The 19,010-nt window shown below is 63.8% G+C and carries 15 protein-coding genes and 2 pseudogenes; 4 read left to right on the top strand and 13 right to left on the bottom strand.

Translation table 11 applies throughout. The features are described 5' to 3' along the window. Position 1 precedes the first annotated feature (1 nt). The 7 genes and pseudogenes from CCX87_RS01570 to istA all read right to left on the bottom strand — a co-directional run bounded on the left by CCX87_RS01570 (position 2) and on the right by istA (position 7,139). Positions 2–1,519, bottom strand: coding sequence for an AMP-binding protein (locus CCX87_RS01570; protein WP_087743234.1), 1,518 nt, complete (start codon positions 1,517–1,519; stop codon positions 2–4). 11 nt (positions 1,520–1,530) lie between these two features. Continuing rightward, positions 1,531–2,340 carry an enoyl-CoA hydratase/isomerase family protein gene (locus CCX87_RS01565; RefSeq protein ID WP_087743232.1) on the bottom strand — a complete coding sequence of 270 codons (810 nt, stop codon included), beginning with the start codon at positions 2,338–2,340 and terminating at the stop codon, positions 1,531–1,533. Between the two features lie 457 nt (positions 2,341–2,797). Beyond that, positions 2,798–3,209 (bottom strand): annotated as a pseudogene (locus tag CCX87_RS01560) (5-carboxymethyl-2-hydroxymuconate isomerase). Positions 3,210–3,219: 10 nt separating this feature from the next. Continuing rightward, a complete protein-coding gene (gene hpaD, locus CCX87_RS01555) occupies positions 3,220–4,083 on the bottom strand; it encodes a 3,4-dihydroxyphenylacetate 2,3-dioxygenase (protein ID WP_087743230.1) in 864 nt (287 codons plus the stop codon). Positions 4,084–4,087: 4 nt separating this feature from the next. Next, positions 4,088–4,393: pseudogene (locus tag CCX87_RS01550) on the bottom strand (aldehyde dehydrogenase family protein); the annotation flags it as partial. A gap of 359 nt (positions 4,394–4,752) precedes the next feature. Then, positions 4,753–5,517 (bottom strand): IS21-like element helper ATPase IstB, encoded by a 765-nt coding sequence (gene istB, locus CCX87_RS01545; RefSeq protein WP_056269326.1) that lies wholly within the window; start codon positions 5,515–5,517, stop codon positions 4,753–4,755. Beyond that, positions 5,514–7,139 carry an IS21 family transposase gene (gene istA, locus CCX87_RS01540; protein WP_087743226.1) on the bottom strand — a complete coding sequence of 542 codons (1,626 nt, stop codon included), beginning with the start codon at positions 7,137–7,139 and terminating at the stop codon, positions 5,514–5,516. Before istA ends, istB begins: the two co-directional genes overlap by 4 nt. A gap of 32 nt (positions 7,140–7,171) precedes the next feature. Between istA and CCX87_RS01535 the strand changes: the two genes are divergently transcribed. Further along, on the top strand, positions 7,172–10,159 hold the full coding sequence (locus CCX87_RS01535) for a Tn3-like element IS1071 family transposase (RefSeq protein ID WP_232476456.1): 2,988 nt from the start codon (positions 7,172–7,174) through the stop codon (positions 10,157–10,159). Positions 10,160–10,324: 165 nt separating this feature from the next. Then, positions 10,325–11,278: a TauD/TfdA dioxygenase family protein gene (locus CCX87_RS01530; protein ID WP_087748115.1), complete on the top strand. Its 954-nt coding sequence runs from the start codon at positions 10,325–10,327 to the stop codon at positions 11,276–11,278. 77 nt (positions 11,279–11,355) lie between these two features. Here CCX87_RS01530 and pobA read toward each other — a convergent pair whose 3' ends face one another. Continuing rightward, the gene (pobA, locus tag CCX87_RS01525) at positions 11,356–12,531 is read right to left on the bottom strand and encodes a 4-hydroxybenzoate 3-monooxygenase (RefSeq protein ID WP_087743224.1); all 1,176 of its coding nucleotides are present in this window, start codon (positions 12,529–12,531) and stop codon (positions 11,356–11,358) included. A 129-nt stretch (positions 12,532–12,660) separates the two neighbouring features. Between pobA and CCX87_RS01520 the strand changes: the two genes are divergently transcribed. After that, on the top strand, positions 12,661–13,461 hold the full coding sequence (locus CCX87_RS01520; RefSeq protein WP_087748114.1) for an IclR family transcriptional regulator domain-containing protein: 801 nt from the start codon (positions 12,661–12,663) through the stop codon (positions 13,459–13,461). 15 nt (positions 13,462–13,476) lie between these two features. Here CCX87_RS01520 and CCX87_RS01515 read toward each other — a convergent pair whose 3' ends face one another. Beyond that, the gene (locus CCX87_RS01515; RefSeq protein ID WP_087743221.1) at positions 13,477–14,385 is read right to left on the bottom strand and encodes a LysR family transcriptional regulator; all 909 of its coding nucleotides are present in this window, start codon (positions 14,383–14,385) and stop codon (positions 13,477–13,479) included. Positions 14,386–14,550: 165 nt separating this feature from the next. Between CCX87_RS01515 and CCX87_RS01510 the strand changes: the two genes are divergently transcribed. Continuing rightward, entirely contained in the window at positions 14,551–15,552 is a 1,002-nt protein-coding gene (locus tag CCX87_RS01510; protein WP_087743219.1) for a Bug family tripartite tricarboxylate transporter substrate binding protein, read from the top strand. Positions 15,553–15,640: 88 nt separating this feature from the next. On the opposite strand, the gene CCX87_RS01505 is transcribed toward CCX87_RS01510, so the two are convergent. From CCX87_RS01505 to ligA, 4 genes are all read right to left on the bottom strand, one after another. Beyond that, on the bottom strand, positions 15,641–16,654 hold the full coding sequence (locus CCX87_RS01505; RefSeq protein WP_087743217.1) for an aldo/keto reductase: 1,014 nt from the start codon (positions 16,652–16,654) through the stop codon (positions 15,641–15,643). Between the two features lie 89 nt (positions 16,655–16,743). Further along, on the bottom strand, positions 16,744–17,703 hold the full coding sequence (locus tag CCX87_RS01500; RefSeq protein WP_087743215.1) for a Gfo/Idh/MocA family oxidoreductase: 960 nt from the start codon (positions 17,701–17,703) through the stop codon (positions 16,744–16,746). Beyond that, positions 17,700–18,566 (bottom strand): class III extradiol dioxygenase subunit beta, encoded by an 867-nt coding sequence (locus tag CCX87_RS01495; RefSeq protein WP_087743213.1) that lies wholly within the window; start codon positions 18,564–18,566, stop codon positions 17,700–17,702. The genes CCX87_RS01500 and CCX87_RS01495 overlap by 4 nt, the downstream gene beginning before the upstream one ends. Then, positions 18,567–19,010 carry a protocatechuate 4,5-dioxygenase subunit alpha gene (gene ligA, locus CCX87_RS01490; protein ID WP_087743211.1) on the bottom strand — a complete coding sequence of 148 codons (444 nt, stop codon included), beginning with the start codon at positions 19,008–19,010 and terminating at the stop codon, positions 18,567–18,569.

Genomic DNA, 19,010 nt, shown 5'->3' with positions numbered 1-19,010 from the left:
GCTAACTTGACACCTGCTGCACCAGCTGGCGCCGCAGTACCTTGTTCAATGCATTCTTCGGTAGCTGATCCAAGATGAAGTAGCGCTTGGGCCGCTTGAAATCAGCAAGCTCACTGGAGCGGCAGAAGGCGTCGAGCGCATCTTCGGATAAGGTCTCTCCAGGCCGAGGGACCACACAGGCGGTCACAGACTGCCCCCACCGCTGGTCTGCGAGGCCAATCACGACTACCTCAGCCACGCCAGGTGCGGCTCCGAGCACGCGCTCGATTTCGGACGGGTGAATGTTCTCGCCGCCGGAGATGATCATGTCGTCCACCCGACCGAGGATTCGAACGGTACCTTCAGGTGTCCACACGGCAGCGTCGCTGGTCCTATACCAGCCGTCCTGCAGCTTTTCCGCAGTGGCTTGGGGCTGATTCAAGTAACCGACGAAGGCTGAATCAGAGGCGGCCACGATCAACTCCCCCTCTTCTCCGTTCGCCATCACCTCGTCGACACCGCCGCCGACACGAACGATCCGCACTTCCGAGAAGAACCCAGGCACCATTTCGGTACCCGTCTTCGGCTGTCGCATGTAGAGCGAGTTCATCGCCTCAGTGGTGCCATAGATGTTCACTTTCTCGCCGGGCAGATGCTGGTGAACGGCCTCGAGCACGGCATCGGGCATAGTCGCACCCGCAAAAGTGATGTGGCGCAACGAATCCAGTTTGAGGCTCGAGCCAGCCTGCGCTGCTGCGGCAGCCAACGCATCGAGGTGCGTCGGCGTCGCGAATAGCGATGTGACCAGCTCCTGCTGCACGAGCTGGAGCGCATCCACGGGTCGGAATTCCTCTACTACGACATAGGTGCCATCGAGAGCGAGTGCGGCGACCAGGACCGCGAAGAAGCCCACCACGTGGTAGAGCGGCATCAGACCCAGCACCACATTGTGCTGTCCATGACGCAGTCCGACCTGCGTCGACATGAACAGCACTCGACTTTCCGCAGCTCGCTGCGGAATGATCGCGGCCTTAGGCAGGCCAGTGGTTCCCGAGGTATAGAAGATGAACGCCGGCTGCGCTGGCTCGCGCTGCGGATCCTCAATCGGCGGACCATAGGAGTCGCAAGGCTCCCCATCTCGTACCAAGTCGCCGAGAAAAATGATCTGCGCTCTGCTGCCGCTCTGGAAAATGGTATCCGCGACCTGCTGGCCGACAGCTATGACGGCAGCCGCCATTTCCCCGCGCTTGATCAGCTCGGCAAGTTCAGCGGACTTCAAACGCGGATTGAGAAGCGCAGGAACTGCGCCGAGCCGATGCAACGCGAGGATTGCAATGACCACGTCGGCGGAGTTGGGGGCGACCACCGCGACCCTCTGCTGCGGCCGAAGCCCGTCTGCATGCAGGCGGGCGGCCACAGCTTCCACCCGCGTCTGTAGCTCTGCGTGCGTTAGACGGAGCCCACGTGCCGGGTCCGCCAACGCACAGTGATCTGGCGCGCGGGTGGCTGCCCGGCGGAGCAACTCATTGACTGTCTGCATCCGCCGCTCCTTCAAAAGCCCGAGGGCAACTCGACCTGCGCGCGATCAGCCTTATCGCCGTCCAGGAATCGCTTGAGCCGCGGCATGAAGTGCGGATGGGTCACAGACGAGATCACGTTCTGAATCTCAAACTCCGTGCATTCCTCGACCGGCTGCATCCAGCCGGCGTGGAACCGCTCCTTGGCCATCACCTGCAGGTGCGTGGGCACCGATGCGAGTTCGCGAGCAGCCTTCCACGCGATGTCTCGGAATTGCGCCTGGGGATAGACGCGATTGACGATGCCCCAGTCGCAGGCCTCCGACGGCTGCAGCGTCCGGTTGGTCAGCATGAGCTCCATTGCTCTGCGCATACCAACTGCGCGCGTGAGGCTGTAGCTCGTCGCCGTGTCATTTCCAATGCCAATGCTGTGCCAGGCGCACACGAATTTGGCGTTATCTGAGCAGATGGCCATATCGCTGGCCAGCAGCACGCCCAGACCGCCGCCGGCTGCGACGCCATTAACGGCCGCCAACACCGGCCTCTTCACACGAATGATCTTGTGGATCATCTGGTGCCACCAGAGGGCAGCGACTCGGAAGTGGTCACGGATGCCGGCGACACCGTTGTCGAGCGGAATCTCGCGCAGGTAGAAGCCAGCGCAGAACGCGTCAGCAGCGCCGGTAATCATCACCGCTCCCACGTTGTCGTCTTCCTCGGCTCGATTCAGCGCGTCGGTGATCTCTTGCATCGCCTTGACCGACAGCGCATTCCGATGGCGCGGCAGGTTGATCGTGATTTCCGCGACGCCGTCCTGAACGCGGTGACCGATGGCTTCGTACATGTGAAATGCTCCTTGTGACGAGTAGTGGAGGCGAACTATAGCGGCCAAAATTCGATTAGTCAATAGATTTTCTATGGACCTATTGATTTCCCTCGTGCGCCCGCATGCTGGCCCAGGGCAGATCCGAGGGCCAGCAGCACCTGGATTGGGGCATTTACCGAGGCGAACTCCTCTTGGATTTGATAGTCGAAGGACCGACAGCAGCAGCAGGCTCGGCAGAAGAAGCAGCGGAAGACCAGCACACGGCGAAGCGCGAAGCCTCCCCGCCGGCTCGATCTACAGGTGAGCAAGACCGCAGACGCTGCCAGATTTCGAGGGCCTTCTTGGAGTCAGAAAACTCTCGCGGATATGGAGTCCCTGGACAGTTCGCACGGTCTTGAGACTAGCTGCGCGCGCGATTTCTCGCTCTATCGCAGTTCGGCGGCGCGCTGCTCGATGAGGTCCTCGTCCTGCATATTCAGTTCTCGTTGGTGAGGTGGGAATGCAGCGTGCTGTGCTTACCGTCATACACCTGGCCGGGGCGTTCGCCCACTTGTACGCTCAGGCCAATCAGGCGGCGCTCGAACGCTGGCGCGAGGCAGGCCTTGGTGCGCTCCAAGATGGTTTCGCCCGCTAGCTTCTTGACCGCATCGCTGCGCCCGGTGCTCATCTGCAGGTTCGTTTAGTTGAGGGCGTAGTCGCCCTCGGCGTCCGCCACCGCGTGATCCGCGGCGGGGTATGCCAGCACGCGCGTGCCGCCGGTCGGGAACCACCTGCCTGCCGCCCTCGTCATTCGCGCCGAGCATGCAGGCGGCCAGCTGCCGGCACAGGGCCAACATGCCGGTATCGAGCTCGACGTTCGGCGTGTAGAGGATCACTAGGTGCGGCATGGGGTGCACCTCAGGCCGGCAGCGGCGTGACCGGGAAGATTGCGTTGATCTGGCCGGTGCCCGAGCTGCCGAAGTAGGGCGTGACGATCTCCACCGGCGCGCGGTAGCGGTCCCAGCCCAGCAGGCCCAGCAGCATGGCGGTGTCGTGCATGCCGCCTTCGCCCCAGCACTTGTCGGCGTACATCGGCAGCATGCCCACGAACGTCTTCCAGTCGCCGGACTTCCACAGGTCCACCACGCGCTGGTCCACCTGCTCCAGGAACGGGTCGTACACCTTGTGCATGAAATCGGGCGCGCGGCCGTTATCGGCGAAGTGGTGCGACAGCGAACCGCTGGCGAACACGGCCACCGTGCCGTGGTGGCGCTCCTCGATGGCCTTGCGCACCGCCAGCCCGAAGCGGCCGGATTCGTGCAGGTCGTGCCAGTCGCACCAGCCGCTGACGCTGACCACCTTGTAGTGCTGGTCGCCGTTCATGTAACGCATGGGCACCAGCGTGCCGTACTCCAGCTCCAGCGTGGTGTCGGAGTGGGCGCGGCTCTTGACTCCCATTTCGTTGGCGACGTCGGCGATCAGGTGCCCGAGCCCGGGATTGCCCGGGTACGAGAAAGGCAAGTTCTTGATGAAGTGCGGCAGCTCGTTGCTGGTGTACACGCCTTCGAACCTCGGCCCGCAGTTGATGTGGTACTCGCTGTTCACCTGCCAGTGCACGTCGAACACCACGATGGTGTCCACGCCCAGCTCCCGGCAGCGGCGGTCAATCTCCTTGTGCCCGTTGATCGCCGCCTCCCGGCATCCCTGGTTGGGTCCCGGGAACTCCGAGAGGTACATCGACGGCACGTGCGTGATCTTGGCCGCCAGCGCGAGCTTGCCCATGTCTTTAGGTCCCCCAGTGCGGAATGTGGTGCGAACCCAGGCATACCGCGATGTTCTTGGGCTCCAGGAACACCTCGTAGCTCCAGGTGCCGCCTTCGCGATTGGTGCCGGAGGCCTTGGCGCGGCCGAACGGCTGGCGCAGGTCGCGCAGCTTTTGGCTGTTGACGATGCACATGCCGGCCTCCGGTGCTGCGGCTAATCGGTGCGCGCGGCCGATGTTCTCGATCCACACGTAACGGCACAAGCCGCAGGCGATGTCGTTGGCGACGCAGATGGCGTCGGCCTCGTTCTCGAACGGGACCAGCAGGGCTCCCCGCAGGAGCTCATGGCGGGAAATTTGCTCTCGCCGGTAAATTGCATCGGCGCGGGAGGGGGCTGCTTCGTCCTTGTGCATGTGGGATCCAGTTAAGGGGTCCCCTCGTTTTCAGTGCAATAAGTGACGGTACGCAAAGCTAGCACTGGCGCGGGGGTGGTCTGGGTAGATCGTTGATTTCATTGACTTTCCTGTTCGCTTTGTAAACGGGTATGGTGGCCTCCCACTTTTGAGGTTCACGATGCAGGGTTGGCACACAACGTTTTTGGGGATGCGTGGGCTCCCCCGCCCCCGATGGCCAGGTCAAATTCCCCCACCCTTGGCCACCCCAAATTCCCCCAGGCAGGACGGTCGGATTATGACGACTCGGGTGTGATGGCGATGCGTGCAGCGGCCTCCTTGAGGCGGTAGCTCTTGCCCTCGAACTCCAGCATCGCGCAGCGGTGCATGAGGCGATCCAGGATGGTGCTGGCCATGGTGGCGTCGCCGAGGTATTTGCCCCAGTCCTGCACCACGCGGTTGGACGTGATGAGAACAGCGCGGCGCAGCTTGTAGCGCTGGTGCACGATGGCCTGTAGGACTTCAGCGGCATGCTCGCTGATGCGTCTGGCCAGGAACAGGTCATCGAGGACGAGCAGGTCCGGCGCGACCCAGTCCTTGAGCAGCTCGGTGCGCTCTGCCGTAGTGGCCAGCGCGTAACGGGCGAACTCGGTGTCGGCTTCCAGGTAACGCACGTCATAGCCCTGCAGCGTGGCCTGGTAGGCCACGGCCTTGGCCACATGGCTCTTGCCGGTGCCCGGCTTGCCGATGATCAGCGCGTTGGCCCCCTCGCCGATGAACTTCAGGGTGTGCAACTCGAAGCAGGCGCTGCGCGGCAGCTTCGGGTTGAAACGCCAGTCGAAGTCAGCCAGCGAGGGGCGCTCATCCAGACCCGAGCGCTTGAAGCGGCGCTCGGTCAGGCGAGAGCGCCGGCGGTCCAGCTCGTCTTGCAGCATGGCGGCGAAGGTCTCCAGGAAAGGCTGCTGGGCGGCCTGGGCCTGCATCACGCGGGTGGACAGGGTCTCGGCGATGCCGGACAGGCGCAGCTCGCGCAGCGCGCGTTCGATCTCGATCATGTTCATGGCTGAACTCCCGGTGCGTTGGTGGTGTTGTTGGTGGTGGTGGTGGTGGTGGTGGTGTTTGCCGTGGCGGCGGCGAGCGCGAAGAGATCGCTGTACTCCTCAGCGTCTCGGATGAGCTCATGCTGCTGCGTCAGCGCGTGGGCACCGGCGGCGGGTGCTTCGCCGCAGGTAGCCTCGATGGCCGCCATCGCCTGGGCAAAGAGGGCTTCGGTCAGCGCCAGCACGCGCTTGTAGCTGTAGACCCCTTGCTCCAGGGCCTGGGCGCAGGCGGCATTGATGCAGTGCGCCGGGTAACGGCGCATGAGTCCCACAATGCCCCAGAGCTTGCGCTGCCCGACACGACCCTCGATGGCAAAGAGCAGCTCACACAGCCGGCTGGCGTGCTCACCAATCTCGCCGGCCTGACGCAGGATCAGGCGGGTCTCGCGAGACGGATTGAACACCCGCTCCTCCATGGGCAGAATCACCGTGCCGGGACGCTCGGCCTTGGCGTGGGTGCGCAGCAAGGCACGGGTGTGCATGTCACGAATCTCGATGCGCTGGGCGTAGATGCGCACCAACACCTTGGAGCCGATGTTCGCCGGGCGAGCGGCGTAGCTGCTGTGATCCACCCGCACACAGCTGTCGTCGCAGACGGTGCGCACCGCCTCGTCGAAATACTGCATTCCCAGCACTGGCAGGGGTTTGAGGTGGCTGCGCTCTTCCTCGAACATGGCCTGCACCTGGCGTCGCTCGGTGCCGTGGATGCGCTTGGATGCCCAGCTCTTCTCCCAGTGCGCCAGGAACTCGTTCTGGGCCTCGATGGACTCAAAGCGCCGGCCCTTCAAGGCCGTGGCCTGGGTATGGCCGATGGCATGCTCCACCGTGCCCTTGCGGTTGGGGTCTCGCACCCGCGCCGGGTCGGCCACCACGCCGTAGTGCGCCAGGGCGGCGGCGTACACCGGGTTGAGATCGGGCTCGTACAGGTCGGGCTTGAGGACGCCTTCCTTCAGATTGTCCAGCACCACGTACTGGGGGCAGCCCCCGAAGTACCGCAGGGCCCGCTCGTGCAGCTCGGCCCAGATCTGCTGGCTGGACTTCCAGACCACGCACCGGAAACTGGCACGGGAATACCGCAAGGTGGCCACGAACAGGCGGGGCTTGCGGTACCGGTCGCTGCCGGGCACGCGGGTGGGCGCGCCCTCGCCGTAGTCCACCTGCATCTCCTCGCCGGGCAGGAAGGACAGGCGATCGAACTGCTCGGGCTCCTTGTGCCGCAACTTTGCACAGAAGCGTTTGACCGAGTTGTACTGGCCATCAAAGCCGTGCTGGTCGACCAGGTCCTGGTAGATGGCCGTGGCGTTTCGCTTCAGCCGCAGCTGGGCTTCGATGAACTCGCGCCAGGGTTCGCACAGGGAGGTGGCCACCGGCCCAGGAGCCGGTGGCCAGGGTGGGGGAATTTGACCTGCCGAGCCGGTGGCCACCCCGGGGGAATTTGACTGCAGTTGCTCCAGCCAGCGCTGGTGGTAGCTCCTGACCGTCTTGCGGTCGATGCCCGTGATGCGGGCGATCTCGCGTTGCGATGTGTTGCGCTCCAGCAGTGTCTCTATGGTGGCGCGTTGGTTGGACTTCAAGACATTCACTCCTTGGCCTTCCCTCGGGGAAGACTGGATCAATGTCCTGCCAACAGGTGCCGACGACGCCGGCGTTAAACCCCTATCCCCGATCAGTTCAGGTGGGGGAGTTTGAGGTGGCCATAGACGGGGGAATTTGGGTGGCCATCAGGGTCCCCCGCGATATCAGCGACTTCGAGATGAAGGCATTTTTCACCTTCGATGGTGCCGAGCGCGACGCAATCAATGCACGCCGAGGTGATTCCCACAAGCTTGGTCTGGCGCTCCATATTGGTTTCCTGCGCATGAGTGGGCGTTTGCTCGGTGCCTTTCGGGTAATTCCAGTAGCCTTGTGGCGCCACCTTGGCAACGAGCTTGGCATTGCAGCACCAGAAGTCGCCTCGCTGAGAGCCATGTATGAACGCGGGCGCACGCTATTCGATCACCAACAAGTAGCCTGCACGGTCCTTGGATTCCAGTGGATGAGCGAGCACCAGCGCCGCTCACTGGTACGTGAACTGCGCGACGAAGTGGCGCGCTGCGCCGACCGCGATCAGCTACTCGTGCGGGCGCGTCAATGGCTGTACAAGAACAAGCTGGTGATCGTGCACGAGCGGGCAATTCGGACACTGATTGCGGCGGCACTTGCCCAGCTTGAAGTTGAAACAGGCACCGCCATCGCCGCCAGCGTTGATCCAGCAACACTTGATCGCTGGCGAGCCTCAGTTTCAGAGCTGCGCCCAGATGGACAAACCCAGCAGAGTTGGCTATGGGCTGCACCGGCGAAACACTCAACCCGCCAAATCAGCGAGGTACTGGAGCGCATCGACCTGCTTTACACGCTGGACGTTCATAAGCACCTGGCAGACATCCCCGATCTCATCTTGCGCCGCTACGCGCGCCGACTTGTCTCCAGGCCGCCCTCAGCCGGAGCCAAGATCAAAGAGCCAGCGCGCACCGTGGAGGTCGCATGCTTTCTTCGGTATTGCCTGTTCACCACCACAGACCAGTTGATCCTTATGGTGCAGCGCCGGATCGCCGATCTGTGGCGTCAGGCTGCCGCCGATGTCCCCGCTACCGTCAATTGGGCCGCAATGTACAAAACGTTGTTGGGAGAATTGGAAGCCTTGAGTGCCAAGGGAGCTGTGCCTGACTCAGAATTGCGTGCACGTCTTGATGCCCTTGTCATTGCGACTCAGAAGCGCAAGCCACCAAGTCGGGCTTCGTTGGTACGGGAGGGATTGATTGATGGAATTCGCCCCGTGCGGTCGTTGCTCGTCGCCATTGCAAAGCTGCCCTGGCAGGCCACCGGCGAGCATCCTGCCATCGAGTACCTTGCCAAGCTGCAAGCTTTATATCTCAAAGGATCCAGAAAGCTGCCAGTTGAAGTGGTGGCACCAAGTCTGGGAATGATCTGGCAGGTTTCGATCTCCAGCCCAGACCGGGAACGGGCGTTTCAGGCGTTGGAGGTGGCCACCCTGTTTGCCCTGCGCCGCGCGGTGCGCAATGGCTCGGTCTGGATTGAGCACAGCCTGAGCTTTCGGGGTCGTGCGCGCTTGTTCTTCACGGACGAGCGTTGGCAGGCAGAGTCCAAGAAACACTATGCCCGTCTATCGTTACCCAGCAAGGCTGCCACTTTCTTGAAGCCTTTGCTGGCCAGAGTAACTGCCGGTGTCGATGCGGTGGCCGCTGCAGCCCGCAGTGGCGTACTGCGCGTGGATGATGAACTCCATTTGTCGCCATTGCCCGCAGAGGACGAAGACCCAGAAGTGACCAAGCTGCGCGCGGCTTTGGATCACCGCATCGGTGAGGTTCAATTGCCGGAAGTGATTCTGGCCGTTGACGCCCAGGTGCGCTTTAGCTGGATCATGCTCGGACGTGAGCCGCGCTCTACCGACGAGCTGCTGATGGTCTATGCCGGCATCATGGCCCACGGCACCAGTCTGACTGCGGTCGAATGCGCGCGCATGATTCCGCAATTGTCTGCCACCAGCATTCGCCAGGCCATGCGCTGGGCGCGGGACGAACGGCGTCTGAGCCAGGCCTGCCAGGCTGTGCTGGAATTCATGCAGCGACACCCGATTGCCGCCACCTGGGGGCGGTCCGATTTGGCATCTTCTGACATGATGAGCATGGAGACCACCAAACGGGTGTGGCAAGCCCGGCTTGATCCTCGGCGCAACACACCTTCCATTGGAATCTACTCCCATGTAAAAGACCGGTGGGGCATCTTCCATGCGCAGCCCTTTGTGCTCAATGAGCGCCAGGCGAGCGTGGCCATTGAAGGTGTCATCCGCCAAGAAAAGCTGGAGACCAGCCAGCTTGCTGTGGATACCCATGGCTACACCGACTTTGCCATGTCACATGCCCGTTTGCTTGGTTTTGATCTTTGCCCGCGGTTGAAGGAACTCAAACAGCGCCACCTCTTTGTGCCACGCGGCACCAAAGTGCCCGCAGAAATCGCTGCGGTGTGCGAAGCCAATGTCGACGTCGCTTTGATCGAAAAGCATTGGGATAGTCTGGTGCACCTGGCAGCCTCGGTCATGAGCGGACATGCCAGTGCGGTGGCAGCTCTTGCGCGGTTCGGTTCTGCCGCCCAGGGCGATCCAATCTATGAGGCTGGCGTGCAATTGGGGCGGTTGCTGCGTACGGCGTTTTTGGCTGACTACTTTGTCAAGGACGCTTTCAGGAACGAGTTGCGCCGGGTGCTCAATCGGGGCGAGGCTGTTAACGCCCTCAAGCGCGCCATTTATACCGGCCGGATCAGCCCGGCGCAGGCCAAACGTGTCGATGAAATGCAGGCTGTGGCCGATGCGTTGAGCCTGATGGCCAACATCGTGATGGCGTGGAATACCTCACAGATGCAGGCGGTCCTGGATCGCTGGTCGAACCGCCGCCAGGTCATTCCACCGGAACTGATCGGGAAGATTGCGCCCACCAGGCTGGAGAGCATCAACTTGCGGGGTGTGTTTCGCTTCCCGGTTGACCGCTATGCTGACCAAATCCTGCCTTCGCGGCCAAATGCATCGATAACTGGCACCAATGGATGAAACCGACCACGGTTTGACGCCACGAATCGCAGATTTGAAAGTGAACAGGAAAGTCAATGAAATCAACGATCTACCAACACCACCTCCGCGCCAGTGCTAGCTTTTCGTACCGTCACTTATTGCACTGAAAACGAGGAGACCCCGAACACCAGCGCCAAAGAGTTGCTGAGCGATCGTCTCGAGACCGCGCTGCAGGCTACGCCGCATATCAGCGCCGTGCCGCAGTCGGCGCATATCGGCGCGCTGATTGGCGGCGTGGATCTGAGCCAGCCGCTGACGCCGGCCGAAGTGCACAGCATCCGTTCGGCGCTGCTGCGCTGGAAGGTGGTGTTCTTTCGCGAGCAGCATCTGAGCCATGAACAGCATGTGGCGTTTGCGCGCCAGTTCGGCGAACTGACCATAGGCCATCCGGTGTTCGGCCATGTCGAAGGCCATCCCGAGCTGTACTCGATTGCCAAGCACCGCCGCGCCAACAGCCATGGAAGCGAACCCGAGCGCCGCCCCTGGACTGGCTGGCATGCCGACGTCACCGCCGCGCACAACCCGCCCGCGGCCTCCATCCTGCGCGGCGTGACCATTCCGCCCTATGGCGGCGACACGCAGTGGACCAATCTGGCCGCCGCCTACGACGCGCTGTCCGAGCCGTTGAAGGCTTTCCTGCAAGGCCTGCGCGGCGAGCACCGCTTCAGCCCGCCCACGGGCGCCAGCCCCACGCCCGAATATCTGCAACTGATCAAAAACAATACGCTGGTCAGCGAGCATCCGCTGGTCACCGTGCACCCCGAGACCGGAGAACAGGTGCTCTACATCAGCCCCGGTTTTCTCAAGACCATCTCCGGCCTGCGCACGCGCGAATCGCGCGTTCTGCTGGAACTGCTGTGGGAACATGCGGTGGCCAGCGAATTCACCGTGCGCTTCAAATGGGAAGCCGGCTCGATTGCCTTCTGGGACAACCGCTCCACCGCCCATGTCGCGCCGCAGGACATCTTCGCGCTCAAATACGACCGCCAGCTCTATCGCAGCACGCTGGTCGGCGAAGTGCCCGTGGGCGCCGACGGCCGCGCTTCGACGGCGCTCCAGGGCGATCCGGTGCTGGCCGCCCATGGTGCGGCCTACTGAGCCGCCGCAACGAATGTCTCTTCCCCTCAGGGAATTCGGGCGCTGCGCATGCAGCGCCTTTTTTTCCTTGCAGCCGCTCAGTTCAACGGCAGGCCGACATAGTTTTCCGCCAGCGCCGTCGAACCGGCGCGCGAATGCACCAGATAGTCGAGTTCGGCTTCCTGCACCTTGCGCTCGAAGTCGCCCGACTCGGGGAAGCGGTGCATCAGCGAAGTCATCCACCACGAGAAGCGCTCGGCCTTCCAGACGCGGCGCAGGCTGACTTCCGAATAGCGGTCTATGCCTTCGCTGCTGCGCTGCTGGTAGTACTCGGCAAACGCGTTCGACAGATAGCCCACGTCGGAGGCCGCCAGGTTGAGCCCCTTGGCGCCCGTGGGCGGCACGATGTGGGCCGCGTCGCCCGCGAGGAACATGCGGCCGAAGCGCATGGGTTCGGACACGAAGCTGCGCAGCGGCGCAATGCTCTTTTCGAGCGAAGCGCCTGTGACCAGGTTGTCGCGCGCCTCGGGGTCCAGGCGCAGGCGCAATTCATCCCAGAACGCCTCATCGCTCCAGTTCTCGACCTTGTCGGTCAGCGGCACCTGCAGGTAATAGCGGCTGCGCGTGGCGCTGCGCTGGCTGCACAAGGCGAAGCCGCGCTCGGTGTGGGCGTAGATCAGCTCATGCGAGACCGGCGGCACATCGGCCAGGATGCCCAGCCAGCCGAACGGGTAGACCTTCTCGTAGTTGCGGATGCTTTCCGCGGGAATGCTCGCGCGGCACACGCCGTGAAAGCCATCGCAGCCGGCAATGAAGTCGCAGCTGATCTCATGCTGCTCGCCGTCCTTGTGATAGCGCACGCGCGGGCGCTCGCTGCCGAATTCAAGCGGCGTCACGTCCTGGGCTTCGTACACCGTGAGCAGGCCCGCGCGTTCGCGCGCTTCCATCAGGTCGCGCGTGACTTCGGTCTGGCCGTAGACCATCACGCGCTTGCCACCCGTGAGTTCATGCAGGTCGATGCGGTGGCGCTTGCCGCCGAACAGCAGTTCGATGCCGTCGTGCGGCAGGCCTTCGGCGCGCATGCGCTTGTCGGCCTTGGCCTGGGTCAGCAGATCGACCGTGACCTGTTCGAGCACGCCGGCGCGGATGCGGCCCAGCACGTAGTCGGGACTGCGCTGCTCGAGGATCACGTTGTCGATGCCTGCTTCATACAGCAGCTGTCCCAGAAGTAGGCCTGCGGGGCCGGCGCCGATGATTGCCACTTGTGTACGCATCTGTCTCTCCACCAAAGTTGTTTGCCGCTAGCGTAGAAGCGATGCTCTGCGCCAGCGCAAACCGGGATCGACTTTTGCGCGATGATCGCGCAAAATGTGCGGCAATCGCGCAATACTTCACGCCTGCCCATGACGCCCTTGCCTTCCTCATCGCCCGGCCCCGGCATTGCCGCGGCCGATTACATCGCCGGCCTGGGCAAGGGCCTGGCCGTGCTCGAATGCTTCGACACGGAGCGCCAGCGGCTCAACGCCACGCTGGCCGCGGAGCGCGCAGGTCTCACGCGCGCCGCCGCGCGCCGCCATCTGCTGACGCTGGCGCACCTGGGCTATCTTGAATCCGACGGCCACCATTTCTGGCTCACGCCCAAGGTGCTGGGCCTGTCGGGCAGCTATCTGGCCAGCGCCCGCCTGCCGCGCACCGTGCAACCCGTGCTCAATCGCCTGAGCGCGCTGGCCGCGTTCTCGTTTTCCGCAGCGATTCTTGCGGGCAGCGAAACCGTGGTGATCGCGTGCAGCACAGCCCAGGGCGCGGCCCAGCAGCTGTTTGCCCACGGCGTGCATCTGGGCAGCCGGCTGCCCGCGCATGCTTCGTCGACCGGCCGCGTGCTGCTGGCCGCCCTGCCCTTGCAGGCGCTGGAGGAATGGCTGGCCTGCCGCACGCTGCACCGGCTGACGCTGCACACGCTGACCCAGCCTCCCGAGCTGCGCGCCTGTCTGGACCAGGTGCGCGCCCAGGACTACTGCATTGCCCAGGAAGAGCACGAGCTGGGTGTGCAGGCGATCGCCGTGCCGCTGCGCAACAGCGCGGGCCAGACCGTGGCCGCGCTCAACGCCGTGATGTCTTCGCAGCACATGACGGCCCAGGCCCTGGAGCGCAATCTGCTGCCGCTGCTGCGCGACGCGGCGCAGGAGTTGCGGCCGTTGCTGTGAGGCCAGGCCTCCCAGTCACTCCCCCTTCAAAGGCCTCACAGCCGCCTCCAGGCACAGGCCACGCAGCAACTCCGAAGTGCGGCGTATCAGCGGCGTGCTTTTCTTCTTTGCCGACTGCGCCATGCACAGCGTGCTCACTATGCCCGGTGACTCGATGGGAATGCAGGCCAGCTCGTCCTGATGGTCATGGCTGCTGAGCGCACTCGCCGTGAGCGCCGCATAGCCGTAGCCGCCACGCACCAGGTCCAGGATGGCGGGGACGCTGGAAACTTCCCAGACCACGTTGAGCTTGACCTGCGACAGCGTCGCCTGGGCTTCCATCAGCTTGCGGAAGATCTGGCCGCGCTGCGGCATGACCAGCGGATAGCCCGAGAGCTCCTCGAAGCGCACTGCAGTGCGATGGCCCATGCTCGCCGGTCCTATAAGGCATAGCCGCTCCTCGAGCACGGGCGTGACCTCGACCTGGGGCTGGGGCTCGGGCGTGTAGACCAGGGCCAGGTCCATGCGCCCCGATGTGAGCCATTCGGCCATGTTGACCGAAAAGCCTTCGACCACGGCCAGGCCCGCCTTGGGCATTTCACGGCTGAAGACATCGATCAGCGGCAGCGTGAGCCGGCGCGCGAGGCTGGGCGGAAGACCGACCACGATGCGCCCCACGGGTTCGTCGCGCTGGCTGCCCAGGTCTTCCTTGGCCAGGGCCACGCGCTGCATGATGGCATGGCCATGCTCGAGCAGGCGCCGGCCCGCGTCGGTAAGCGTCACGCCGCGGCCGGTGCGTATCAGCAAGGTCTCGCGCAGCTCGATTTCCAGGGTGCGCACCTGGCGGCTGAGCGCCGGCTGCGCAATATCGAGCAAGAGCGCGGCCTTGCTGAAGCTGCCGGTCTCGGCCACCTGGACAAAAGTTTCTATCTGCTGAAGATTCATGGCGCACTCAAACTGTAACCATGCCATTTTGCTATAGCTGGTAGAGAGGCGGGCGTCTAGGTAATACCGGCCGGCCTGCCACAATGCAGAATAAGCTGCGTTCGCCCCTAGCCTGCACAAGAGCGAACGCGCTAAAAAACGCGATCAGCCGATAACGGAGACAAAATGACCATAGACACACGTCAAATGAACCGCCGCAGCGCCGGCCTTGCGTTGGGCGCGCTCGCGCTCGGCGCCATGGCCCCGGCACGCGCCCAGACCGCGACCAACTGGCCCACCAAGCAGGTGCGCATCATCAATCCGTTTCCCGTGGGCGGCGGCCCCGACGGCACCTCGCGCCTGGTCGCAGACAAGCTGTCGCGCCTTTGGAACCAGCCGGTGATCGTCGAGAACCGCCCCGGCGGCAACGGTTTCATCGCCATCGATGCGTTCAAGCGCGGCGCGACCGACGGCACGGACATCATCCAGCTGGACAACGTCCACCTCGCGGCCTACCCCCACCTGTTCAAGAAGCTGCCCTACAACATCGACAAGGACTTCGAAGTCGTTCTGCCGCTGTTTCGCACCTTCTTCTTCGTCTGCGTCGCGACCGACAGCCCTTACAAGACCGTCGCCGACCTGATTGCCGATGCCAAGGCGCGTCCCGGCAAGCTCAACTACGGCTCGTGGTCCGTGGGCAATCCCGTGCACCTGGGCTCGGCGCTGCTCGAATCGCTGACCGGCACCAAGATGGAGCATGTGATCTACAAGGAAACCAGCCAGCTCTACACCAGCGTCGCCACGGGCGAGCTCGCGTTCGCGCTGGGATCGTCCGGCACCGCGGGTCCGCTCGCGCGTTCGGGCAAGCTGCGCTTCCTAGCCGTGCTCGCGCCCCACCGCCTCAAGGGCTACGAAGACGTTCCCACGGTCGCCGAATCGGGCGGCCCGGCCAATGCCATCGTCACCGGCTGGAACGCGTTTGCAGTGTCCAAGAGCACGCCCGCGGCCGTGGTCGACAAGATCCGCCGCGACACCATGAAGGCGCTGGCCGAGCCCGATGTGCAGCCCAAGTTCCAGACCTTCGGCTACGAGAACTACTTCCCGACACCGCAGGAATTCAAGACCTTCATGGTCGAAGAGAACAAGCGCTTTGGGGACGTGATCCGGCGCGCGAACCTGGAGCTGTGATCCGGGCGCCCGGTATTGCCGGGTGCTGGAAAAGAAAGCCGCTGCAGGCAACTGCAGCGGCTTTTTACATGGCTTGCACGCCAGGCGCTCAGTCGGCGCGCACGAATTCCTCGGTATCGACTTCGCGGTGCCCCTGCGGCGCGTAGCGGCTGCCGACGATCGCCGATGGCTGGAACAGCGCGTCGAGTTGCTCGAGCTGGGCGCTAGACAGCTTGATTTCGGCGCCATGCAGGTCTTCATCCAGGTGCTTGCGCTGCGTGGTGCCGGGCAGCGCGATCACATGCTCGCCCTGGTGCAACACCCAGGCAATCGCCAGCGCGGCCAGGCTGCAGTCGGCCTGTTCGGCGATCTCGCGCATGGGCGCGAGCAGACGCAGGTTGCGCGGGTAGTTTTCCGCCGAGAAACGCGGCATGGCCGTGCGCACGTCCTTTTCGCCCAGCGTCGCCGCATCGAGCAGATCGCCGCCCAGAAAGCCACGGCCCAGCGGACTGAAAGCCACATAGGCAATGCCCAGCTCGGCGCAGCGCTGCAGCGTGCCGAGTTCGGCGTTGCGCGACCACAGCGAGTACTCGCTTTGCAGCGCGGTGATCGGGTGCTCGCGGTGGGCGCGCGAAAGCGTCTCGGCCGAGACTTCGGACAGGCCCAGCGCGCGCACCTTGCCCTCCTGCAGCAGCCGGCCCATCTCGCCCACCGATTCCTCGATAGGCACCGACTTGTCCCAGCGGTGCAGGTAGTAGAGGTCGATCACGTCGGTGCCCAGGCGGCGCAGGCTGTCCTCGCAATTGCGCCGCAGCGTGGCCGGCCGGCCATCGATCACGCGGCGCGTCACGCCGTCCTCGCCCACCACCCCGGCCATGCCGCCCTTGCTGCACAGCGTGATGCGGTCGCGGTGCGGCGCCAGCACCGGGCCGACCAAGGTTTCATTCGCGCCAAAGCCGTAGAGGGCCGCGGTGTCGAACAGCGTCACGCCCTGGTCGAGCGCATGGGCGAGCAGCTCGCGGCCCTGCTCGGCGCTGGGCGGCGTGCCGTAGGCATGGCTCAGATTCATGCAGCCCAGACCGACGGAAGTGACGTCGAAGGGGCCGATTTTGCGTGTCTGCATGGGTCAATCCTTGAAAAGGCAAAGCCAGCGCCTGCTGTCTGCAGGCGCTGGCCGTGGGGTTGCGAAGTCAGGCAAGCTTGCCCGAAGCTTTAGTTCAATTGCTGCTCAAGCTTATGCAGCGCCTGGTAGCAAGGCAGCACCTGGGCCACGCTGGCATTGGGTTCGCGGCCTTCGCGGATCGCGGCAAAGAACTCGCGGTCCTGCAGCTCGATGCCGTTCATCGACACATCGACCTGGGACACGTCGATCTTTTCATCCTTGCCGTTGAACAGGTCATCGTAGCGCGCCAGATAGGTGCCGGTGTCGCCGATGTAGCGGAAGTAGGTGCCCAGCGGGCCGTCGTTGTTGAACGACAGGCTCAGCGTGCAGATCGCGCCGTTCGCGGCCTTGAGCTGTATGCTCATGTCCATGGCGATGCCCAGCACGGGGTGGATGGGGCCTTGCACGGCATTGGCCTGCACGATGGGGCTGCCCGCCTGGTAGGCAAACAGGTCCACGGTGTGGGCTGCGTGGTGCCACAGCAGGTGGTCGGTCCAGCTGCGTGCCTGGCCCAGGGCGTTGGTGTTGGTGCGGCGGAAGAAATAGGTCTGCACGTCCATCTGCTGCAGGTTCAGCTCGCCTGCGCCGACCTTCTTGTGGATCCACTGGTGGCTGGGATTGAAGCGGCGCGTATGGCCGCACATCGCGACCAGGCCCGATTCCTTTTGCGCTGCGACCACGGCCTCGGCGTCGGCCAGGCTGTCGGCCATGGGAATCTCGACCTGCACATGCTTGCCGGCCTTGAGGCAGGCAATCGCCTGAGAAGCATGCATCTGTGTGGGCGTGCACAGGATCACGGCGTCGACTTCGGCGAGCGCCAGGCTGTCGGCGAGATCGGTGGTCACATGGGCAATGCCGTACTTGGCCGCGACTTCGCGCGTCTTTTCGAGGTCGCGGCTCACCAGCGAGACGACTTCGACGCCGTCTATGTTCTTGATGCCGTCGAGGTGCTTGATGCCGAATGCGCCGGCACCGGCCAGGGCAACTTTGATGGTCTTCTTGTTGTTCATTGGTTCTCCAGGATCAGGTGGCCCACGGCGGTATTCGACGCAGGCACATGGTAGAAGCGGTGGGCGACCTTGGGCACGGGCGCCGGGCTGTCGATGTCGCTCATCGCGCCGCGCGCGATCAGCCACATCACCAGTTCGATGCCTTCCGAGCCGGCTTCGCGCACATAGTCGATGTGCGGCATCTTGGCCAGGCCATGGGGGTTGTCGATCAGGCGGTCCAGGAAGTTCAGGTCCCATTCCTTGTTGATCAGGCCGGCGCGCGCGCCCTGCAGCTGGTGGCTCATGCCGCCCGTGCCCCAGATGTGGACGTTGAGGTCCTCGTCATAGCTTTCCACGGCCTTGCGGATCGCGCGGCCCAGGTTGAAGCAGCGCTGGCCCGAAGGCACGGGGTATTGCACCACGTTGACCGCAAACGGAATCACCGGGCAAGGCCAGCCTTCCTCGGGCGTGGGCTGGCCGCACATCAGCGACAGCGGCACGGTGAGGCCGTGGTCCACGTCCATCTTGTTGACGATGGTCAGGTCGAAATCCTGCTGTATCACCGACTGCGCGATGTGCGACGCCAGATCGGGGTGGCCAACGACGGTGGGCACGGGGCGCGGGCCCCAGCCTTCGTCGGCCGGCGTGAAGGTGTCGGCCGTGCCGATCGCGAACGTGGGAATCATGTCCAGGCTGAACGCCGTCGCGTGGTCGTTGTAGACCAGGAAGATGACGTCGGGCTTGTTGTCCTTCATCCACTGCTTGGAGGGCTCATAGCCCTTGAACAGCGGCTTCCAGTAGTCGTCCTGGTCGCGGCCCAGGTCGAGGGCCGCGCCTATCGCGGGCACATGGGAAGTGAAGACGGAAGCGGTGATGCGGGCCATTCAGTTGCCCTCCTTGCGGGCAGAGTTTCCTTGGGGCTGGCGGTGCGCCTGGGCGTCGCCGTCTTCGCCGACAACGCGGTTGCCGTTGGCCGAGCGGCCGCCGGCAAGCATCATGGCGCGGTATTCGTCTTCGGTCATGCCGGTCATAGAGCCTGCCATCTGCTGGAAGCTCTTGCCGTCGGTCGCGCCGATCTTGGCCAGAAAGTAGATGTTGCCGCCGGTGCGCATGCACCAGTTCAGGTCGCGCGCGAGCACGGCCTGCTTCTGCTCTTCGGTCATCGCCCACTCGTCGAGGTAGGCGCGCTCGTCGGCCTTGAAGCGCGCGCGGTTCTCGGCCTTCATCAGCGACATGCAGAACTGGTTGAGCCAGTAGCCCTTGCGGGACTGCTGGGCGTCAAAGATGATGGTGCCGGGCACATCGGTATAGGGTTTATGCAGAGCCAT

Source organism: Acidovorax sp. T1 (genome assembly GCF_002176815.1).
Taxonomy (GTDB): domain Bacteria; phylum Pseudomonadota; class Gammaproteobacteria; order Burkholderiales; family Burkholderiaceae_C; genus Acidovorax.
The sequence above is the reverse complement of the archived record's forward strand: the minus strand, read 5'-3'. Positions and strand labels throughout refer to the sequence as shown.

What these genes read in the sequence shown, in the direction of transcription:
- CCX87_RS01570 (WP_087743234.1), bottom strand. Translation starts at nt 1,519, where the DNA reads ATGCAGACAGTCAATGAGTTGCTCCGCCGGGCAGCCACCCGCGCGCCA.
- CCX87_RS01565 (WP_087743232.1), bottom strand. Translation starts at nt 2,340, where the DNA reads ATGTACGAAGCCATCGGTCACCGCGTTCAGGACGGCGTCGCGGAAATC.
- hpaD (WP_087743230.1), bottom strand. Translation starts at nt 4,083, where the DNA reads ATGGGCAAGCTCGCGCTGGCGGCCAAGATCACGCACGTGCCGTCGATG.
- istB (WP_056269326.1), bottom strand. Translation starts at nt 5,517, where the DNA reads ATGAACATGATCGAGATCGAACGCGCGCTGCGCGAGCTGCGCCTGTCC.
- CCX87_RS01535 (WP_232476456.1), top strand. Translation starts at nt 7,172, where the DNA reads ATGTCCTGCCAACAGGTGCCGACGACGCCGGCGTTAAACCCCTATCCC.
- pobA (WP_087743224.1), bottom strand. Translation starts at nt 12,531, where the DNA reads ATGCGTACACAAGTGGCAATCATCGGCGCCGGCCCCGCAGGCCTACTT.
- CCX87_RS01520 (WP_087748114.1), top strand. Translation starts at nt 12,661, where the DNA reads ATGACGCCCTTGCCTTCCTCATCGCCCGGCCCCGGCATTGCCGCGGCC.
- CCX87_RS01515 (WP_087743221.1), bottom strand. Translation starts at nt 14,385, where the DNA reads ATGAATCTTCAGCAGATAGAAACTTTTGTCCAGGTGGCCGAGACCGGC.
- CCX87_RS01510 (WP_087743219.1), top strand. Translation starts at nt 14,551, where the DNA reads ATGACCATAGACACACGTCAAATGAACCGCCGCAGCGCCGGCCTTGCG.
- CCX87_RS01505 (WP_087743217.1), bottom strand. Translation starts at nt 16,654, where the DNA reads ATGCAGACACGCAAAATCGGCCCCTTCGACGTCACTTCCGTCGGTCTG.
- CCX87_RS01500 (WP_087743215.1), bottom strand. Translation starts at nt 17,703, where the DNA reads ATGAACAACAAGAAGACCATCAAAGTTGCCCTGGCCGGTGCCGGCGCA.
- CCX87_RS01495 (WP_087743213.1), bottom strand. Translation starts at nt 18,566, where the DNA reads ATGGCCCGCATCACCGCTTCCGTCTTCACTTCCCATGTGCCCGCGATA.
- ligA (WP_087743211.1), bottom strand. Translation starts at nt 19,010, where the DNA reads ATGGCTCTGCATAAACCCTATACCGATGTGCCCGGCACCATCATCTTT.